At 67.4% G+C, this 16,829-nt stretch carries 13 protein-coding genes and 1 pseudogene; 8 read left to right on the plus strand and 6 right to left on the minus strand.

From position 1 onward, the window contains the following. Positions 1-10: 10 nt before the first annotated feature. Complete coding sequence (locus tag ACFO8M_RS00195) at positions 11-1,792, minus strand: cellulase family glycosylhydrolase (RefSeq protein ID WP_387968867.1); 1,782 nt, start codon at positions 1,790-1,792, stop codon at positions 11-13. 410 nt (positions 1,793-2,202) lie between these two features. Between ACFO8M_RS00195 and ACFO8M_RS00200 the strand changes: the two genes are divergently transcribed. The 5 genes from ACFO8M_RS00200 (at position 2,203) to ACFO8M_RS00220 (ending at position 8,643) form a co-directional block, all read left to right on the plus strand. Next, positions 2,203-3,312 carry a non-reducing end alpha-L-arabinofuranosidase family hydrolase gene (locus ACFO8M_RS00200; protein ID WP_387968869.1) on the plus strand — a complete coding sequence of 370 codons (1,110 nt, stop codon included), beginning with the start codon at positions 2,203-2,205 and terminating at the stop codon, positions 3,310-3,312. 96 nt (positions 3,313-3,408) lie between these two features. Then, a complete protein-coding gene (locus ACFO8M_RS00205; RefSeq protein WP_387968871.1) occupies positions 3,409-4,029 on the plus strand; it encodes an RICIN domain-containing protein in 621 nt (206 codons plus the stop codon). Between the two features lie 67 nt (positions 4,030-4,096). Then, positions 4,097-4,999 carry an alpha/beta hydrolase family protein gene (locus tag ACFO8M_RS00210; RefSeq protein ID WP_387968873.1) on the plus strand — a complete coding sequence of 301 codons (903 nt, stop codon included), beginning with the start codon at positions 4,097-4,099 and terminating at the stop codon, positions 4,997-4,999. A 14-nt stretch (positions 5,000-5,013) separates the two neighbouring features. Then, complete coding sequence (locus ACFO8M_RS00215; protein ID WP_387968876.1) at positions 5,014-6,621, plus strand: glycoside hydrolase family 43 protein; 1,608 nt, start codon at positions 5,014-5,016, stop codon at positions 6,619-6,621. Between the two features lie 255 nt (positions 6,622-6,876). Continuing rightward, entirely contained in the window at positions 6,877-8,643 is a 1,767-nt protein-coding gene (locus ACFO8M_RS00220) for a family 43 glycosylhydrolase (protein ID WP_387968879.1), read from the plus strand. A gap of 498 nt (positions 8,644-9,141) precedes the next feature. Here the strand turns inward: ACFO8M_RS00220 and ACFO8M_RS00225 are convergent, their stop codons facing one another. Then, positions 9,142-9,279 carry a hypothetical protein gene (locus ACFO8M_RS00225; RefSeq protein WP_387968881.1) on the minus strand — a complete coding sequence of 46 codons (138 nt, stop codon included), beginning with the start codon at positions 9,277-9,279 and terminating at the stop codon, positions 9,142-9,144. Positions 9,280-9,392: 113 nt separating this feature from the next. Here ACFO8M_RS00225 and ACFO8M_RS00230 point away from each other — a divergent pair, with 113 nt between their 5' ends. From ACFO8M_RS00230 to ACFO8M_RS00240, 3 genes and pseudogenes are all read left to right on the plus strand, one after another. Beyond that, complete coding sequence (locus ACFO8M_RS00230; RefSeq protein WP_387968884.1) at positions 9,393-11,204, plus strand: ABC transporter ATP-binding protein; 1,812 nt, start codon at positions 9,393-9,395, stop codon at positions 11,202-11,204. Between the two features lie 23 nt (positions 11,205-11,227). Continuing rightward, positions 11,228-12,991 carry an ATP-binding cassette domain-containing protein gene (locus ACFO8M_RS00235; RefSeq protein WP_387968892.1) on the plus strand — a complete coding sequence of 588 codons (1,764 nt, stop codon included), beginning with the start codon at positions 11,228-11,230 and terminating at the stop codon, positions 12,989-12,991. Between the two features lie 7 nt (positions 12,992-12,998). Next, positions 12,999-13,293 (plus strand): annotated as a pseudogene (locus tag ACFO8M_RS00240) (transposase); the annotation flags it as partial. Between the two features lie 83 nt (positions 13,294-13,376). Here ACFO8M_RS00240 and ACFO8M_RS00245 read toward each other — a convergent pair. From ACFO8M_RS00245 to ACFO8M_RS00260, 4 genes are all read right to left on the minus strand, one after another. Beyond that, entirely contained in the window at positions 13,377-14,027 is a 651-nt protein-coding gene (locus ACFO8M_RS00245; protein ID WP_387968894.1) for a hypothetical protein, read from the minus strand. 401 nt (positions 14,028-14,428) lie between these two features. Further along, positions 14,429-15,157: a TSUP family transporter gene (locus ACFO8M_RS00250; protein WP_387968897.1), complete on the minus strand. Its 729-nt coding sequence runs from the start codon at positions 15,155-15,157 to the stop codon at positions 14,429-14,431. 3 nt (positions 15,158-15,160) lie between these two features. Further along, the gene (locus ACFO8M_RS00255; protein WP_387968899.1) at positions 15,161-15,883 is read right to left on the minus strand and encodes a GntR family transcriptional regulator; all 723 of its coding nucleotides are present in this window, start codon (positions 15,881-15,883) and stop codon (positions 15,161-15,163) included. 15 nt (positions 15,884-15,898) lie between these two features. Continuing rightward, a complete protein-coding gene (locus tag ACFO8M_RS00260; protein ID WP_387968903.1) occupies positions 15,899-16,801 on the minus strand; it encodes a LysR family transcriptional regulator in 903 nt (300 codons plus the stop codon). Positions 16,802-16,829: the final 28 nt, after the last annotated feature.

Consider the following 16,829-nt stretch of genomic DNA (forward strand, 5'->3'; position numbering starts at 1 on the left):
AGGTCGCTGATTAAGCGTTGGTTCCGGTCACGGTCGTGCCGGACTTGGTAACGGTGTACTCGATCGTCCCGCCGCCCCAGAAGTGGAACGTGAGGGTGACGGGCTCGCCGTCGTTGACCTCGTTGAGGAAGTCAGGGGTGAGGCTGATCGTGCCCGCATCGTAGTCGGGCCGGTAGGCCGCCCAGAACTCCTTGTAGGAGGTCCAGTCGTGGGGTCCGGCGTTGGAGCCGTCGGCGTACTTGGCCTCCATCGTGGCGATCTGGTCGCCGTTGAACTCGGTCGGGATCGCGAAGCACGAGGAGTTGCAGGCCTCCCACTGGTTCCAAGGTTCGCTGCCCGTGGTCCCGGTGAGGTCGGAGATCTGCGCCGTGCCGTAGGTGATGACGTGGATCTGCCACGGCACACCGTCCGAGAAGCGGGCTTCGATCGTGCTGTTCACGCCGTAGGCGCGGTCGCCGGCGAGGCGGGTGAGCGCGGCGGCGGTGAGGGTGAGCGTGTCGCCCTCGACGGTGTAGTCGGCGCCTTCGGCCAGTGCGGTGTCGCCGTGCCACAGGCCCTCGAATTCAAGGCCGTTGCGGTTGAGGGTGAGCGACTCGTCCGCGATGGTCCCGGCTTTTTCGAGGTAGATCGAGTCGAACGAGGCGGTGCCCGAACGCGTGGTCACGCCCGTCGACATGTACGAGTGCAGGTGCGGGTCGCGCCATTCGAGCGTGTGGCGGTTGAGGTACGAGCCGGCGTCCCACAGCATCAGGGTCACCTGCTTTTCCCGGGCCTGGTACATGATGCCCTCGAAGAGCTTCACGAGCTCGCCGTACTGCTGGGACTGGGGGACGCCAGGGCGCGTGTAGTCGTATCCGAGGACGCCCCACTCGCCGACGATGACCGGGATGTCGTTGTCGACGAAGGTGTCGTTCACCCGCTGGAAGGTGTTCTCAAGGTCCTGCTGGGTCGCCTCGTCGTAAGTGGTGACCCCGGCGACGTTGACGCTGAAGGGCCAGAACCCGTAGAAGTGGACGGTGGCGGCGATCATGTCGTCGTCCAGCTCGTCGATGGTGGCCTTGAGCGCGTCCAAGTGCGGCTGCTCGGAGTTGGTGACCCAGGTCGGCAGCACCAGGAGCCGGTCGGCGTTCTTCCCGCCGGTGGCGCGGACGGTCTCGTAGAAGTTGACGTTGAGCGTGGCGGTGTGGGCGTCCTGGTTGGCTGTGTCAGTGGGGAACTGCGGTTCGTTGATGCTCTCGAACGACAGCTCGGACGGGTAGTCCTTGAACCGCTCGGCGATCTGGGTCCACATCGAGTTGAACTTCGCCAACACGTTCTCGCGGTCGTCCGGCAGCTCCTTGGTAAACATCTGGTCGTGGATGTTGACCAGCACTTGGAGGTCGTTCGCGATCGCCCAGTCGACGACCTGCGCGACACGCTCCATGCGCTCGGGGGCGATCGTGTAGTCCGGTCCCGGGCCGGTGTGCTCGTAATCCCAGGCCACCGGTAGGCGGATCGAGTTGTAGCCCTCGGCTTTGATGGTCTGGAGGAGTTCCTCGGTGATCGGCGGGTTGCCCCACGCGGTCTCACCGCCGGTACCGCCGAAGGCGTCGAGGGAGTTGCCGACGTTCCAGCCCGGCTGCATGGCCGCGACCTGCTCCATGGCGGTGACCGCATGGTCCGGCGGGGTGGTCGGCTTTTCCGCATGGGCGCTGACGACTCCGAGCAGGCCCGCGATCAGGGCGGTGACTGCGGCGGTGGCGATCGCGCCGAGGCGCATTCGTCTTCTATGGACAGTAGTTGAGCTCTTCACGACTCTCCTTGGAGGAAGGCTGACTCCGTGAGGGAGCGGCGCTCGCCGCTGGAGGCCTTGTCCGCCAACACACTAAGTTTAACGACCAAACTTTGTCAACAGCTCAATCTGAAGTCTTCGAAGCCGCCTCGCCCGCCTCCCGTTGCGGGATGGCCGCCGCAGGCAGCAGCGGCCGATCTGCCAGGGCGATCGCCTGCAGGCCTTCGGGAATCGGCCCGGAATCGGAGGAGGGGGCTCATCGCGACCGCCTAACGCCAGGTGTACCAACAAACTTTTGTTGAACCGTTGACTACGTATCGAGATCTCTCTATAGTTCAAATTATCCAAGTTTCGAAATAATTCTCGAACGTTTCGAACTTTGGCGTGTGAACGATAACAGCTGGCGTCTCCAGCTTACGGAAAGGCAATTCATGCAACGAACGCTTCGAAACCGAATGCTGGGAGGGCTGGCCGCGCTCGCTGTGGCCACGACCCTGGCCTCGAGTGCGCTCATCGCCAACGCTCAGACCACTGATGGGGGGACCAGCGACGACGGCAGCGCCGACGAGGTCGGGGCGCAGGCCCTGCCGACCTCCTACCAGTGGGAGTCCACCGGGCCGCTCATCGGCCCCAAGTCGGACGCGACGCACAACGTCGTCTCGGCCAAGGACCCCACCGTGGTCCGCTACAACAACGAGTGGCTCGTCTACAACACCGTGGCGAACACTCCCGAGGGGCACTGGAGCCTGGCCTTCACCCACTTCTCGGACTGGTCCCAGGCCGCGGACGCGCCCGTGACCTTCCTGGACACCAACCCGAACATCGGCTCCCGGTACGCCGCTGCTCCGCAGCTGTTCTACTTCGCACCGGATGACGAGTGGTACCTGGTCTACCAGACCGGGCCGCCCTCGTACTCCACCAGCAAGAACCCGGCCGACCCGATGAGCTGGTCGGCACCGAAGAACTTCATCGACGAAACGCCTCCCATCGTCGAGGAGAACAGCGGCGGGTGGCTGGACTTCTGGAACATCTGCGACGACAGCATGTGCTACCTGTTCGCCGCCGACGACGACGGGCGCGTGTACCGCTCTGAGACCACGATCGGCGAGTTCCCCAACGGCTTCCGCAACACTCAGATCGTCCTGCAGGACACCCGCGACCTCCTCTTCGAGGGCGGCGCGGTCTACCAGGTCGACAACTCCGACCAGTACCTGCTGATCTGGGAGGCGATGGGTTCGAACGGCCGCTACTACCGCTCGTACCTCGCCGACGGCCTCACCGGGCAGTGGCAGCTGCAGGCCGGCGACCAGAGCGCCCCGTTCGCCGGGATTGCGAACGTGACGTTCCCCGACGGCCAATGGACGGCCGACATCAGCCACGGCGAACTCATCCGGTCCGGCAACGACCAGACCATGAACATCGACACGGGCAACCTCCAGATGCTCTACCAGGGCCGCGACCCGAGCACCGACGGCATGGAGTACTCCCAGCTGCCGTACCGGCTAGCGCTCCTGACCCTTACAGGAGGCGCCTCATGCTGACCGCTCTGCACCTCACTCCGACCCTTAGAGGAGGCGCCTCGTGCTGACCCCTTCGAACCCCTCATTCCCCGTTCCCGATCCGTTGAGGAGCATCCGATGACATCGGCCGCACCCGATCTTTCGATCCTGTCCCGCTGGGCCCGCGGCCTGGCCGCGCTCGCGGCGGCCATCGTGCTCGCGACCGCCGGGCTCGTCGCCTTCCAGGCCGACCGCGCCGACGCGCAGCCGCCGAGCACCAGCGACTGGTACACCGTCCAGTCGCGCCACTCGGGCCTCGCGCTCGACATCCAGGGCGTCTCGACCGAGCCCGGGGCGATCCTCACCCAGTACACCAACTGGGCGAACCCGAACCAGCAGTTCCGGTTCATCGACGTCGGCAACGGCTACTACAAGATCCAGGTCCGCCATTCCGGGCTCGTGCTCGACGTGTGGAACCACAGCACCGCCGACGGCGGCACCATCGCCCAGTACACCGACACCGGCGACACCAACCAGCAGTGGAAGGTCACCAGGAACGCGGAGGGCTACTACTCGATCGTCAGCCGCTACTCCGGCAAGGCCCTCGACGTCCGAGACTGGTCGACCACCGCGGGCTCGCCGATCGTGCAGCACACCGCGACCGGTTACGCGAACCAGCAGTGGCAGCTGAACCCTGTCGGCTCCACCTGCGGCGCGGACACCGTCCTCGCCGACATCGCGTCGGCCTCTGTCGAGTAACCGACTCGGGACCGGGCGGTCGCGGCCGCCCGGTCCGGTCCGGTCCCACCCCACGAAAGGAGCCTCCATGTCCTTGACACGACGCACCCTCTTCAGCCTCGCCGCCGCAGCGGGCACGGCAGCCGTCGTCGGCCCCGCGACACCCGCATTGGCGCGGACCGCGCCGACCCAGACGTACCCGCTCGGCGTCCGCGAGTTCACCTGGAACCGCGCCGGCCGCACCCTCGTCACGCGGATCTTCTACCCCGCCGCTTCCGGTACCCCTGGCGACTGGCCCACCACCGATGCGCCCATAGCCGACGGGCGGTTCCCGGTCGTGGAGTGGAGCCACGGCCTCGACGGCAGCCCCGAGAGCTACGGCGCCCAGATCCAGCCCCTGGCAGCTGCCGGGTTCATCGTCCCGGCACCGGTGTTCCCGACCACGACCACCGGTGCGGAAGGGAACGTCGACGACGTCTACAACGGCAACCAGTCCAAGGACGTCTCCGAGGTCCTCACGCAGACGCTCGCCCTCGGCGAACCCGGCTCGTGCGATGCCTTCGCCGGGCACATGGACACGGCCCTCGGCGTCGGAATCGCCGGACACTCCTTGGGCGGCATGACCACCCACGGCCTGCTCACCGCCTGGCCCGATTCCCGCATCACCGCCGCGATTCCCTACTCCTGCATCGACATGGGCACCCCGGCCGTCGCGGCCAAGGTCCTTTTCGTGCACGGCGACCAGGACACGCTCACCCACTACGACCTCGCCCGCCAGGCCTATGCGGAACTGCCCGCCCCCAAGGCGTTCATGACCCACACCGGGCAGGGCCACCACGAGTTCATCTGGAACGGGACCACCTATCCCCAGACCATCGCCACCAGCCTCGACTGGATGCGCTGGAGCCTCTACGGGGACACGGCCGCTCGCGACCGCCTCTCCTCGGACGCCTCCGGCGGCGGCATCGTCTGGGAAGCCGAACTCGACTAACGAAAGGAGCCACCATGTCCTGGCTCGAATTCCCCAAGAGTCGCCGACAGATCCTCATCGGCGGGGCCGGCGTGCTCGCCGGGACCGCCGCCGCGGCAGCACTCAACCCGTTCACCGCAGCCGAAGCCCAGCAGACGACCTACGCGAACCCCGTCATCTGGCAGGACTTCGCCGACCTCGAGATCATCCGCGTCGGCTCGGACTTCTACATGACCGCGTCCACGATGCACTACTCACCCGGCGCGCCCGTCCTGCACTCCCGAGACCTCGTCAACTGGGAGTTCATCGGACACTCCGTGCCGAGGCTCGACTTCTCCGACTGGTACGACCTGAACGGCGGCCACCGCTACATCGTCGGCATCTGGGCCTCCTCGCTCACCCACCGCGCCAGCGAGAACCGCTTCTACTGGCTCGGCCAGATCGACTTCCACCGCTCATTCATGTACACCGCCACCGACCCCGCCGGACCCTGGACCCGCCACGCCGAATTCCCCCGCTCCTACTACGACGCAGGCATGCTCGTCGACACCGACGACACCATGTACGTCGCCTACGGCAACACCGAGCTCTACGTCGCGCAGCTCTCGGCCGACGGCAAGACCGAGATCCGCAACGAGCACGTCTTCTCCAGCCCCTCGGACATCGGCGGCATGGAGGGCGCCCGGTTCTACAAGATCAACGGCAGCTACTACATGTTCCTCACCAAGCCCCCCAACGGCCAATACATCCTCAAGTCCTCCTCGCCCTGGGGCCCTTACGAAGTCCGGGAGGTCCTGCTCGACATGCCCGGACCGATCCCCGGCGGCGGCATCCCCCACCAGGGCGGCCTCGTCTCCACACCCGGCGGCGACTGGTACTACATGGGCTTCGTCGACGCCTACCCCGGCGGCCGCGTGCCCGCCCTCGCCCCGATCACCTGGACCGCGGACGGCTGGCCGCAGGTCCAGACAGTGAACGGCACCTGGGGGCAGTCGTACCCGTTCCCGGACCTCCCCCCGCACCCCGTGCCGTCCCTGACCGGCACCGACGAGTTCACCACCGCGACGCTCGCCGCGAAGTGGGAGTGGAACCACAACCCCGACGACACGAAATGGTCCACCGGGAACGGCCTCCGCCTCCAGACCGCGACGGTCACCAACGACCTCTACCGGGCCCGCAACACCCTCACCCACCGCATCCAAGGTCCTTCTTCCACGGCCACCATCGAACTCGACCCGGCCCAGATGGCAGACGGCGACCGCACCGGCCTGGCGGTGCTCCGCAACGACTCGGCCTGGATCGGGCTGCGGCGCGAGAACGGCGTCACCCGCATCTCCATGACCGACGGCCACACCATGGACTCGGGCTTCAACACCGTCGGTACCGGCACCGAACGCGCGAGCGCCGAACTGTGCGGCGACCGCGTCTGGCTGCGCGTCACCGCCGACATCCGACCAGGCTCCGAACGGCAGGCGCACTTCTCTTACAGCGACGACGGATCGAACTTCATCCCACTCGGGCCCGCGCACACCCTCGGCACCAGCCCGGCGTTCTTCATGGGCCCCCGGTTCGCGGTCTTCAACCACGCCACCCAAACACTCGGCGGCGCCGTCACCGTCAAACGCTTCTCGGTCACCACCTAAGGAACCGCGATCCGCTAGGAACTTGAACAAGCCCTGCCCTCGACGTCGCCGCCTTTACTTGAGCAAACAGCATTCCGAAAGGTGAGGTTACGACCGCACTGCGATTTGTTGTCACCACTGGGGGCGATAAGCGCGAGATGCTTTGTTTGCAAGGAAATAGGACCTTCATCATGAAGGTCGCTAATAGATCAGGGCGCGCCCGCGCGCCCAGAGAGGTTCCCCCCAATGAAGTCACCCACTCCACACCGGAAGCGGATGACAGCGCTCGCGCTGGCATTCGCGTTCGCGGCGGCCGCGCTGAGCCCGGTCGCCGACCCGTCGCCCTCCCCGGCACGGGCCGACAACCCGATCATCCAGACCGTCTACACCGCCGACCCCGCGCCGCTGGTCCACAATGACCGCGTCTACCTCTACACGGGCCACGACGAGGACGGCTCGACCACGTTCGACATGAGGGACTGGCGGGTCTGGTCCTCCGACGACATGGTCAACTGGACCGACCACGGCTCGCCGCTCAGCCTCGACACGTTCAGCTGGGCGGGCGCGAACGCCTGGGCGGGCCAGGCAATCGAGCGCGACGGCAAGTTCTACTGGTACGTCCCCGTCAGCGAGCGGGCCACCGGCCAGTTCGCGATCGGCGTGGCCGTCGCCGACAGTCCCACCGGGCCGTTCCGGGACGCCCTCGGGCATCCGCTCGTCGTGAACGGCGAGATCGACCCCTCGGTCTTCATCGACGACGACGGGCAGGCCTATCTCTACTGGGGCAACCCGAACCTCTGGTACGTGAAGCTCAACGCCGACATGATCTCCTACTCGGGCGCCGTGACCCAGGTCCCCCTCACCACGGAGGGCTTCGGCGCCCGCCCCGGAAGCACGGAACGGCCGACCCTCTACGAGGAGGGGCCGTGGGTCTACAAGCGCGGCTCGCTGTACTACAACGTGTTCGCCGCGCAGTGCTGCCAGGAGTTCATCGGCTACTCGACGGCCCCGACCGCGACCGGGCCGTGGACCTACCGGGGGACCGTCATGCCGGCACAGGGCAACGCCTTCACCAACCACGCCGGGGTGATCGACTTCAAGGGGAACTCGTACTTCTTCTACCACAATGGAGCACTTCCGGGCGGCGGCGGCTTCACCAGATCCGTGGCCGTCGAGCAGTTCACCTACAACGCCGACGGCACGATCCCCCAGATGAACATGACCACGGCCGGGGCGCCGCAAGTGGGCGCCCTCAACCCCTATGTGCGCCAAGAGGCCGAGACGATCGCCTGGGCGAACGGCGTTGAGACCGAGTGGACCGCCGCCGGCGGGATGAACGTGAGCTGGATCGAGAACGGGGATTCGATCAAGGTCAAGGGAGCGGCCTTCGGCACCGGCGCGCGCCAGTTCACGGCGCGGGTGGCCTCGGCGACCAGCGGCGGGACCATCGAGCTGCGGGTCGACGGCCCGAACGGCCCGGTGGTGGGCGCCTGCACCGTCTCGGGCACCGGCGGCTGGCAGACCTGGGCGGACGTCTCCTGCCCGGTGAGCGGCGCGACCGGCACCCGCGACCTGTACCTGACGTTCACCGGCGGCAGCGGCTTCCTGTTCAATGTGGACTGGTGGCGGTTCGACGCAGCGGACGGGAGCGGCGGCGACCTGCAGGCGGTGGGGGCCGGAAAGTGCCTCGACGTGCCGAACGCGTCGACCCAGCCCGGCGTCCAGGTGCAGATCCAGGACTGCTCGGACGGCCCCGGGCAGCAGTGGACCCTCTCGGCCACCGGTGAACTGTCCGTCTACTCCGGGGACTCCCGGCTCTGCCTGGACGCTTGGGACCACGGCACGGCCGACGGCACGGCGGTGGCCACCTGGGGCTGCCACGGCGGTACCAACCAGCAATGGAACGTCAACGCCGACGGCACCATCACCGGAGTGCAATCGGGCCTGTGCCTGGACGTGTCCGGCGCTTCGACCGCCAACGGCGCCCTGGTCCACCTGTGGACCTGCCATGGCGGGACCAACCAGCGATGGTCCCTCCAATGAGCCGCACCGACACCCCGTCGACTTAGGGATGCATGAGCGGGTCGCCCCTCCGGGCCACCCGCTCATGCAATCTTCAGCCTGGAAAGGGAGCGGAAAAGTGGACACGCTCCTAATGCAGCTTCAACGAAACGAAAAAGGCCCTGTCACCGTCGCCAGCTCGCACCAGTGCTACCACTCCAGCCCGCCGCTCAGCGAAGCCCGTGCTCGCCGCGTTCTGGCAGTGGCTGATCGGCAGAGCTGGAAGATCGTCACCCCCCCCACCGATCCGTGGAGCGACGTGAGCCTCTGCCTGAGGATGTCTCTCGAAGGGGTTGTCCACCCTAGAGGTGATCGGATTACGAAGCCGGCGTCGACTTCGACCAGGTCGGTGACCGAGACCGGATGCCCGGTCCAGGCCCGGTAGTAGGCGGTCTCGCCGGTCGCGTTACGCCGGGCCGACAGCAAGGCGTGTCCGCCGGCGCTCGGAGTTGCAGGCCTATCCAGGCCCAGTGGAAGTAGCTAGGCCTCATCGGCGGCCACGAAGTCGGCGGCGCACCCGGACCCGAGTGCGTCAGCGATCACCGACAGAGCGTCAGCACCGCTGAGCACCATCGCCACCACGATCCCAACGGATTTCACCGCGGCATCCAGATCCAAGCGGCCCTCGTTGTGGAATGCGCCTTCTTTTCAGTTGCGGCGGACGAAGCGCGGTGGTTCAATCTCCTAGAAAACGCTTTCTACCATCTCCCTTCTTCTTGTCTGGACTGCCCTTGCGACGCTTTCCCCTCCTCGTCCGCGACCGTCTGATGTTCTTGCGGCTGCTACGGCATGCCGGCCCCACCGTGGTCACCGGACTGGTGGCTGTCGGCCTGGTCAGTGCCGCCTTGCCGGCGCTCGCGGCGGCCGCGACCGGTTGGCTGCTGTCGAGCCTTTCCGGCGACTTCACCGCTCCGCTCATGGCGGTCGGCGGACTGCTCCTGGTCGGGCAGTGCTGCCACATTGCGTCCGGGCTGATCGGGTTGGCGGCCACCAGCCGCGTCGACGTCGCCCACCGCGCCGAGGTCGCCAAGGTAGCGACTGGGACTGCGACCGTGGACGTCATCGAACAGCAGGACGTCCAAGACCTGCTGGGGGTCGCTCGCGCGGATCTCGGCGAGTGGGTGGAGCGGACGCCTGGGCAGGGGGCCGTCGCGGCGCTGCGCATCGTCTTGCAGTACTTCGGCCTCACCGCCTCCGCCGTAGTCGTCGCGGCCTGGTCCCCCTGGCTCGTGCCGGTGCTGATAGTCCCGGCACTGGCAGTCCGCGCTCACGCCATCCGCCTGTGGAAGCGGCGGTTCCAGAACTACGTCGACGGCATGGAGCACCACCGCCGTTACCGATATTGGGGCGAACTGCCGATGAACCGCTCCGAAGCCAAGGAGATGCGGATCTTCGGCCTGACCGAATGGGCGATCGGCAACCACCAGCTCGAACTGCATCGCCACCTGGACGACGAGTGGACTCACAACCGCACCATGGTCTCCGCCGAGTGGATACAGACCGCCGCCTCCCTCATCCCTCTGGCAGGGGTGTTCTGCGCAGTCGGCTACGCCACGGCCGTCCAGGGCAGCCCGGTCGGGGTGGCGAGCGCCGCCCTCTCCGCGGGCTGGGGCATCTTCACCGCCATCGCCAACCACGGCGAGACCATCAGTATCGAAGGCTCGCGGGCCAGCCTCAAGGCATTGGCAGAACTCCGGGAACGCCTCCGGCCCGAGAAGCAGGGCCGGTCGCCGGGGACCATCGACTCGGATGGGCCGCCGCTGGTCCGCTTCGCGGGAGTCGAGTTCGGTTACGACGAGCGCACCCCGATCATGAAGGGCCTCGATCTGGAGATCCGTCCCGGCGAGACCCTTGCCGTCGTGGGGTTCAACGGCGCGGGCAAATCCACGCTGATCAAACTGCTCGCGGGCGTCTACCGCCCCACCGGTGGCGGCATCACCGCCGACGGCGTCGGCACTGCCGAGATCGAGCGGTGGAACGCGAAACTGGCGATCGTGTTCCAGGACTTTGTCAAATACCACCTGACCGTCGCCGAGAACATCAGCCTGGGCTTCCCCGGCCCCGCCGATCCGGAGCTCATCGGCAAGGCCATTGAGGATGCCGGGTTCGGCGACGTGGTCGCGGGGCTCGACGCCGGCGCCGACACTCCCCTGGACCGATCCCGCGACGGCGGCACCGACTTCTCCGGCGGGCAGTGGCAGCAGCTGGCGCTCGCCCGGGCGCTCTATGCGATCGGGCGCGGTGCGAAGATCCTGGTGCTCGACGAGCCCACCGCCCACCTCGACGTGCGGACCGAGAAGGCGCTGTTCGACCGGTTGGAAGGCCTCACTGACGGGATCACGACCATCCTTGTCTCACACCGGCTCTCGACCGTCCGCCGCGCCGACCGGATCGTGCTGCTCGCGGACGGGAAGGTCGCCGAGTCCGGCACTCACGCCGAGTTGACGGCCCTCGGCGGCGACTACGCGCACATGTACCGCCTGCAAGCCCAACGCTACAAGTCCGGATACGACGATCGCCTGGAAGCGGGTGAACTCCGATGAAGCAGCTCCGAGCGTACGCACGGATGCATCGCGAACTGTTGGCGATCAGCCTCAAGCGCGAACCGCGGATCGCCGTCGGGGCCATGGCCTGCCTGGTGTTCGGCGCGATCGCGTTCGCCGTCACCGGCCTGTCCATGAAGTACGTGGTCGACTCCATGGTCGAGCGCGACGCCGCCGTGGCGGTCATCGCCGCCTTCCTGGCGGCGCTGTCGTTCACTTTGGACCGCTCGATCTCCGGCGTCTATTACATCCTGCAGCGGGAGCTGATCGACAAGGTCGGGCACATCGACCTCGACCCCGCGATCATGCGGGCCGCCGGCACCCTTCCCGAAGTGGACCACCTGGAGCACACCGAGTTCCTGGACCGCATGACGGCCCTGCGCAACAAGGCTTGGGCGGTCATCTGGTCGACCCTGCTCGTGGGCGAGGCCTGCTCGATGGCGCTGCGGCTGCTGCTGGCCCTGGCGATCCTGGGCACCACCAGCCCGTGGCTGCTGCTCATGCTGCCGTGCGCGGCGGTCCAGCTCATCCTGGACCGGCGCGGCCAGGCCCGCGAGAAGCAGTCCGAGCTCGATCTGGCCGAAGACAAGCGGATCCAAGACCACCTGTTCGAACTGTGCCTCAGCGCCTCCGCTGGCAAGGAGATCCGCTCCACCGGCGCCGCCCCCGAACTGCTCGAACGCTACGGCGCCGCGGCCGACCGCGCCCGCACCACCCGCCTGCGCGGCCAATTCACCGGCGGCCTGTGGCGCATCGCCGGCTGGTGCGTCTTCGCCATCGGATTCACCATCTCCGTCGGACTCGTCATCGCACAAGTGCAACGCGGCACCGCCACCGCCGGCGACGTCATGCTGGCCGCCACCATCGGTGCGATGCTGCGCGAGGTCCTCTCGCGGGCGGTCTCGTCCGCCGCCGGCGCCACGGGCACCATTCGAGTGCTGGAGCCGTACCTGTGGCTGCGCGAATACGCCGAAGAGCACCGGGAGACCGGAGAGCGGAAGCCCGCGCCCGAGCACCTGACCGACGGGATCCGGCTTCGGAACCTGCACTTCACCTACCGGGGCACCGAAACACCCGCCGTCGAGGGGGTCTCGGTCAACCTGCCCGCCGGGTCGGTTGTGGCCGTCGTCGGCGAATACGGCTCGGGCAAGACCACCTTGATGAAGCTCCTCGCCGGGCTCCACCGCCCCAGCGCCGGGGCGATCGAGGTCGACGGCACCGATCTATCCGAGATGGACATCGAGTCCTGGCGCTCATCGATGAGCGCGACGTTCCAGGATTTCGGCCGCTACCACACCACCTTCGCCGAAGCGATCGCCATCGGCGACCTCCGCGACGGCAGTGCCGCCGCCCTGGACGCCGCCGTGGCCGCCGCCGATGCCGACAGCCTCAGGTCACGACTGCCCGACGGCGATCAGACCCAACTCGGCACCCGCTTCGGCGGCGTCGAAATCTCCGAAGGCCAATGGCAGAAAGTCGCACTCGCCCGCTCGTGCATGCGACCCGAACCGCTGCTGTTCCTCCTCGACGAGCCGACCGCCTCACTGGACGCCCCCAGTGAGCAGGCGGTGTTCGACTCGTACATGGCCAGGTCCAAGCAGATCGCCTCGGCCACCGGTTCGATCACAGTGATCGTCTCCCACCGGTTCTCCACCGTGGCCGGAGCCGACTTGATCCTGGTGATGAAACACGGTCGGCTGATCGAGTCCGGCGGCCACGATGCGTTGCTGGCCGCCGGCGGCACCTACGCCGAGCTGTACGGCATCCACGCCGCCTCCTACTCCTAAAACTGGCATGGCGAAGCCGTGGGAGATCAACGACGAGCTGTGGACCCGGGTCAAGGCGCTACCGCCGGTTCACCGGCCCGGAAAGCGCGGCCCGGTGCCCCTCGATGACCGAGGATGCTTGCAAGGCATCTCGTTCGTGCTCTATACCGGGATCAAGTGGAAGCACCTGCCGCCCGAACTCGGTTTGGTCCGGCATCACCTGCTGGAGGAGGTTCCGCCGCTGGTGTCAGGCAGGTGTCTGGGACCGGCTCCACAGCGTGCTCCTGGCCGAGCTGTATGCGCTTGGCGAGATCGACTGGTCTTCGGGCAGTGAGATTCAAGGCATTCTCGACATCACCATCGAAGGCGAATCAGCTTGCCGCATAGGCCAGGTCCGCGCACGAACCTAACCGGCAATTGGCGTGTCATCCACCTCAGCTTCAAAGTTGAAGCTGTTGGCCTCCACGTCGATGCTGGTGATGGTGATGGTGATGACGTACTGCGCGTCTGTCGAGACGTCGATCAGCACGCAGGAGTGGACCGCGCCCTCCATAATGGTTCTCGTGGTGGTGTCGCCGCAGTCGATATCGTTACCTGATCCCCATTCGTCCGCCACCTCGTCCGCGACCGCCGCGGCGAAGTCTGGAGCGGGGACCACAATGCTGATTGCGCTGTCGGCCGGTGCCGAGGTGTCGTCCTCAGCGGGATCGGTTGCCGGGGCTTCGCTGGCGGCGCCGTTGGGTTCGGAGGCCACCTCGACGCTGATTTCGTAGTCACTGCCTTCGACGCTGGTGAAGGTGACGGTGGCGTCGTATGCAACGCCGGTCTCGGTGGAGGTCGCTACGCAGTCGACCTCCTTGTCTTGGGAGACGCTGATCGAGTCGACGGAGCCGCAGTCCATTTCGGGACGGGACCCGGTCTCTTCCTCCAGTGCGTCCTCGGCCAACTCGGCGAGTTCGTCACCGGTGACCGTGGGTTCCCCGACGCTGAAGCTGCACGCCGAGAGAGCGGCGACCGCGAGCGCCATGGGCAGGATTGTCAGTTTCTTGGGGGGCATTGATTGACCTTTCGTTCGGGGATCTTCGACGCCTGGCTATTTTGCGTGCGGAAGGCGTGATTTACGAGGCGGTAGACCGGCGGGATAGCGGCAGGATGTACCGGTCGGGGCCCGCCCGCCGCGGAGCCGTCGACGCCGCCAGGGACGGCACTGGGCCGACCAGGGGCGCACCGCACGACGACCGCAAAGCCCTCCTGACCCGTGGAAACGCGGGACGAACAAGCCCCAGAACCGCTCGATCCGCGAACGCCCCCGAAGGACACGCCCATCTCCGACTACTAGGACCACCACGACGCCATTGCCCACGCGCAGGTTTGTGCCCGGGACAGGACACGAACAAAATCAGCGCCTGTGAAGGCTCTCGCGTTCAGCCGTTCAAGGGCGTTGTGACAGCCGAGTTCTCAGTGGACGGCGACCGCGATGACCGTGACGGCTCCGCCGGCCGCGAGTAGCAGAGCGGCGTTCTCCACGTGGCGGGCGTGGACGCGGGGCGCAAGGACGCTGCCGAGGACGGCCCCCGCTCCGACCGCCGCGAGGATGCCGACCCAGACGGAGAACGGGACCTCGACGCGGGGCGCGGCTGCGATGGCGATGACGTTCGTGACGGCGGAGGCGGCTTGCACGGTCGGTACGAATGTCGGTCCGCGCCAGGCGGTTCCCGCCGCGTACACCGCGAGCGGCGGTCCGCTCAGGCCGGCGGCGACGCCGAAGGCTCCAGCTGCGGCTCCCGCCGAGATCCGGGCCAGCGTCGTGTCGCGCATCGGGCGGCGGCTCCCCCGGAGCCAGTACGTCAAGGCGATCGCGGCGAGCACGATGATGCCGATGGTCACCTGGACGAGGGCCTGATCGACGTCTCGGAGCCCGCGCGCTACCGGGACGATCACGATCGCGGCGGTAGCCGCGATCGTGACGGCGCGGCGCCAGTCGACGAGTCGGATCGCGCCCGCGAGAATCGTCAGGTTCAGCATGAGCGCGGCGATGTTGCTCAGCGGCACCGCGGTGGCGGGCCCGAAGACGAGGCTGAGCACGGGAGTGCTGATGAGCGCGATCCCGATCCCGGTGATCCGCTGTGAGACGCTGCCGATCGCGACCACGATGCCGACCAGCGCGAGGGTGAGGGGGTCGATCACCGGTCAGGCCGGCGGTTCGCGCGTCAGCCTGGTGGTGAAGGAGATCAGGTCGCCCCGGTAGTGGAGCAGCTCGTAGTCGATCGGCCGCTGACCGGTCGTGAACGTGGTTCGCGCGACCCGCAGCACGGGCGATCCTGGCTCGGTCTCCAGTCTGGCGGCCAACCCTTCGTCGGCGACGATCGCCTCCAGTCGGTAGGTCGCCTCGAGGAGCGGGATGCCGTACTTCTCTTCCAGCAGCCGGAAGATCGGTTCTTCGCTCAGATCCTCCGAGGCGACCTGGGCGCCGATGTCTTCGGGCAGCCAGGTCTGGTCGAAGGAGACCGGGTGGCCGTCGGCGAGTCGGACCCGCTCGATGAACCTTGCCTTGCCCCCGGCTGGAAGCCCCAGGGCGGCGGCCGCCTCGCGGTCGGCCGTCCGGACTTCCGAAGTGGTCACGCGGGCCGATGCACCGAGGCCGACGGCCTCCATGTCCTCGACGAAGCCGGTGAGCGCGGTCAGCTGCTGCTCGATCCGGGACCTGGCAACGAAGGTCCCGCGGCCCTGCTCAACAACGACCATGCCGCGCGTGACGAGGTTCTGGATCGCGTGTCGCACCGTGATCCGGCTGACCCTGAACTGCTCGATCAGTTCGTCCTCTGTGGGGAGTCGGTCGCCGGGTCGGAGGTCGTCGCGGATGCGGACGGCGAGGGCGTCCTCGATCTGGGCGTACAAGGGCTGTCGCGGCATGGATTCAATATAACATCATAATGAATTTCCCAGCCGGAGCGCCGCTTCCATCACCGCCCGCGCCGCCTCCGGCAGGGTGTCGTGCGGGCGGATCACCGCCCAGAAGTCCCTTCCCAGGTCGAGGCCTCTGACCTCGACGCCCACCAGCCGGCGTTCGGCGAGTTCGGGCCGCAGGCTCAGTTCGGAGAGGACGACCGGCCCGACGCCGGCCGCCGCGGCAGCCTTCAACGCGGCGTTCGAGGCGAGCGTCGTGCCCGGAGTCAAGGTGAGGCCGTGCGCGGCAAGCGCGGATTCGAGGGTGTCCCGGGTTCCCGATCCGGTCTCGCGGACCAGTACGCCCGCCTCCGCGAGTTCACTCGGCCCGATGCCGTCGCGGTCGGCCCATGGGTGCCCGGGGGGGACGGCGACAAGGAGCCGGTCGCCGCCGATCCAGTGCCTGCGCAGACCAGGGAGGCGAGCCGAGGTCTCCACGAATCCCAAGGCCGCCTTGCCTTCACGGACCAGCGCAGCGACTTCACTGGAGTTCCCCACGGTGACCGTGAGGTGGACCTCGGGGTGGTGCTGCGCCATGTCGGCGAGCCAGGCCGGCGCGCGATGCTCGGCGATCGTCATGCTCACCGCCACCGACATGTCGTGGCGCTGGGTCGTGCGGAGCATCGCGACCGAGGTGGAGAAGTTCTGCGCGGCGCTGAGCAGCAGGGTCGCCCAGTCCACCACCACCTTGCCGGCAGGGGTGAGCGCGGTGCCTCGGTTCGAGCGGATCAGGATCGGGACGCCGAGCTGCCGTTCAAGTCGGGTCATCCGGCGGCTCGCCTGGGGCTGGGACAGGCCGTGTGCGGCCGCCGCCGCCCCGATGCTTCCGTGAGTGACGACATCGGCGAGCAACTGGAGATCCGCCAGGTCGGGGATGCTTGCCATGCGTGGAGTGTATGGCAGGGATGCGGAA

Origin of the sequence: Glycomyces rhizosphaerae (genome assembly GCF_042647865.1) — a bacterium.
Classification (GTDB): Bacteria; Actinomycetota; Actinomycetes; order Mycobacteriales; family Micromonosporaceae; genus Glycomyces; species Glycomyces rhizosphaerae.

Coding starts and splice junctions, on each gene's coding strand:
- ACFO8M_RS00260 (WP_387968903.1), bottom strand. CDS start 16,801: ATGGCAAGCATCCCCGACCTGGCGGATCTCCAGTTGCTCGCCGATGTC.
- ACFO8M_RS00235 (WP_387968892.1), top strand. CDS start 11,228: ATGCATCGCGAACTGTTGGCGATCAGCCTCAAGCGCGAACCGCGGATC.
- ACFO8M_RS00205 (WP_387968871.1), top strand. CDS start 3,409: ATGACATCGGCCGCACCCGATCTTTCGATCCTGTCCCGCTGGGCCCGC.
- ACFO8M_RS00210 (WP_387968873.1), top strand. CDS start 4,097: ATGTCCTTGACACGACGCACCCTCTTCAGCCTCGCCGCCGCAGCGGGC.
- ACFO8M_RS00200 (WP_387968869.1), top strand. CDS start 2,203: ATGCAACGAACGCTTCGAAACCGAATGCTGGGAGGGCTGGCCGCGCTC.
- ACFO8M_RS00215 (WP_387968876.1), top strand. CDS start 5,014: ATGTCCTGGCTCGAATTCCCCAAGAGTCGCCGACAGATCCTCATCGGC.
- ACFO8M_RS00220 (WP_387968879.1), top strand. CDS start 6,877: ATGACAGCGCTCGCGCTGGCATTCGCGTTCGCGGCGGCCGCGCTGAGC.
- ACFO8M_RS00255 (WP_387968899.1), bottom strand. CDS start 15,883: ATGCCGCGACAGCCCTTGTACGCCCAGATCGAGGACGCCCTCGCCGTC.
- ACFO8M_RS00245 (WP_387968894.1), bottom strand. CDS start 14,027: ATGCCCCCCAAGAAACTGACAATCCTGCCCATGGCGCTCGCGGTCGCC.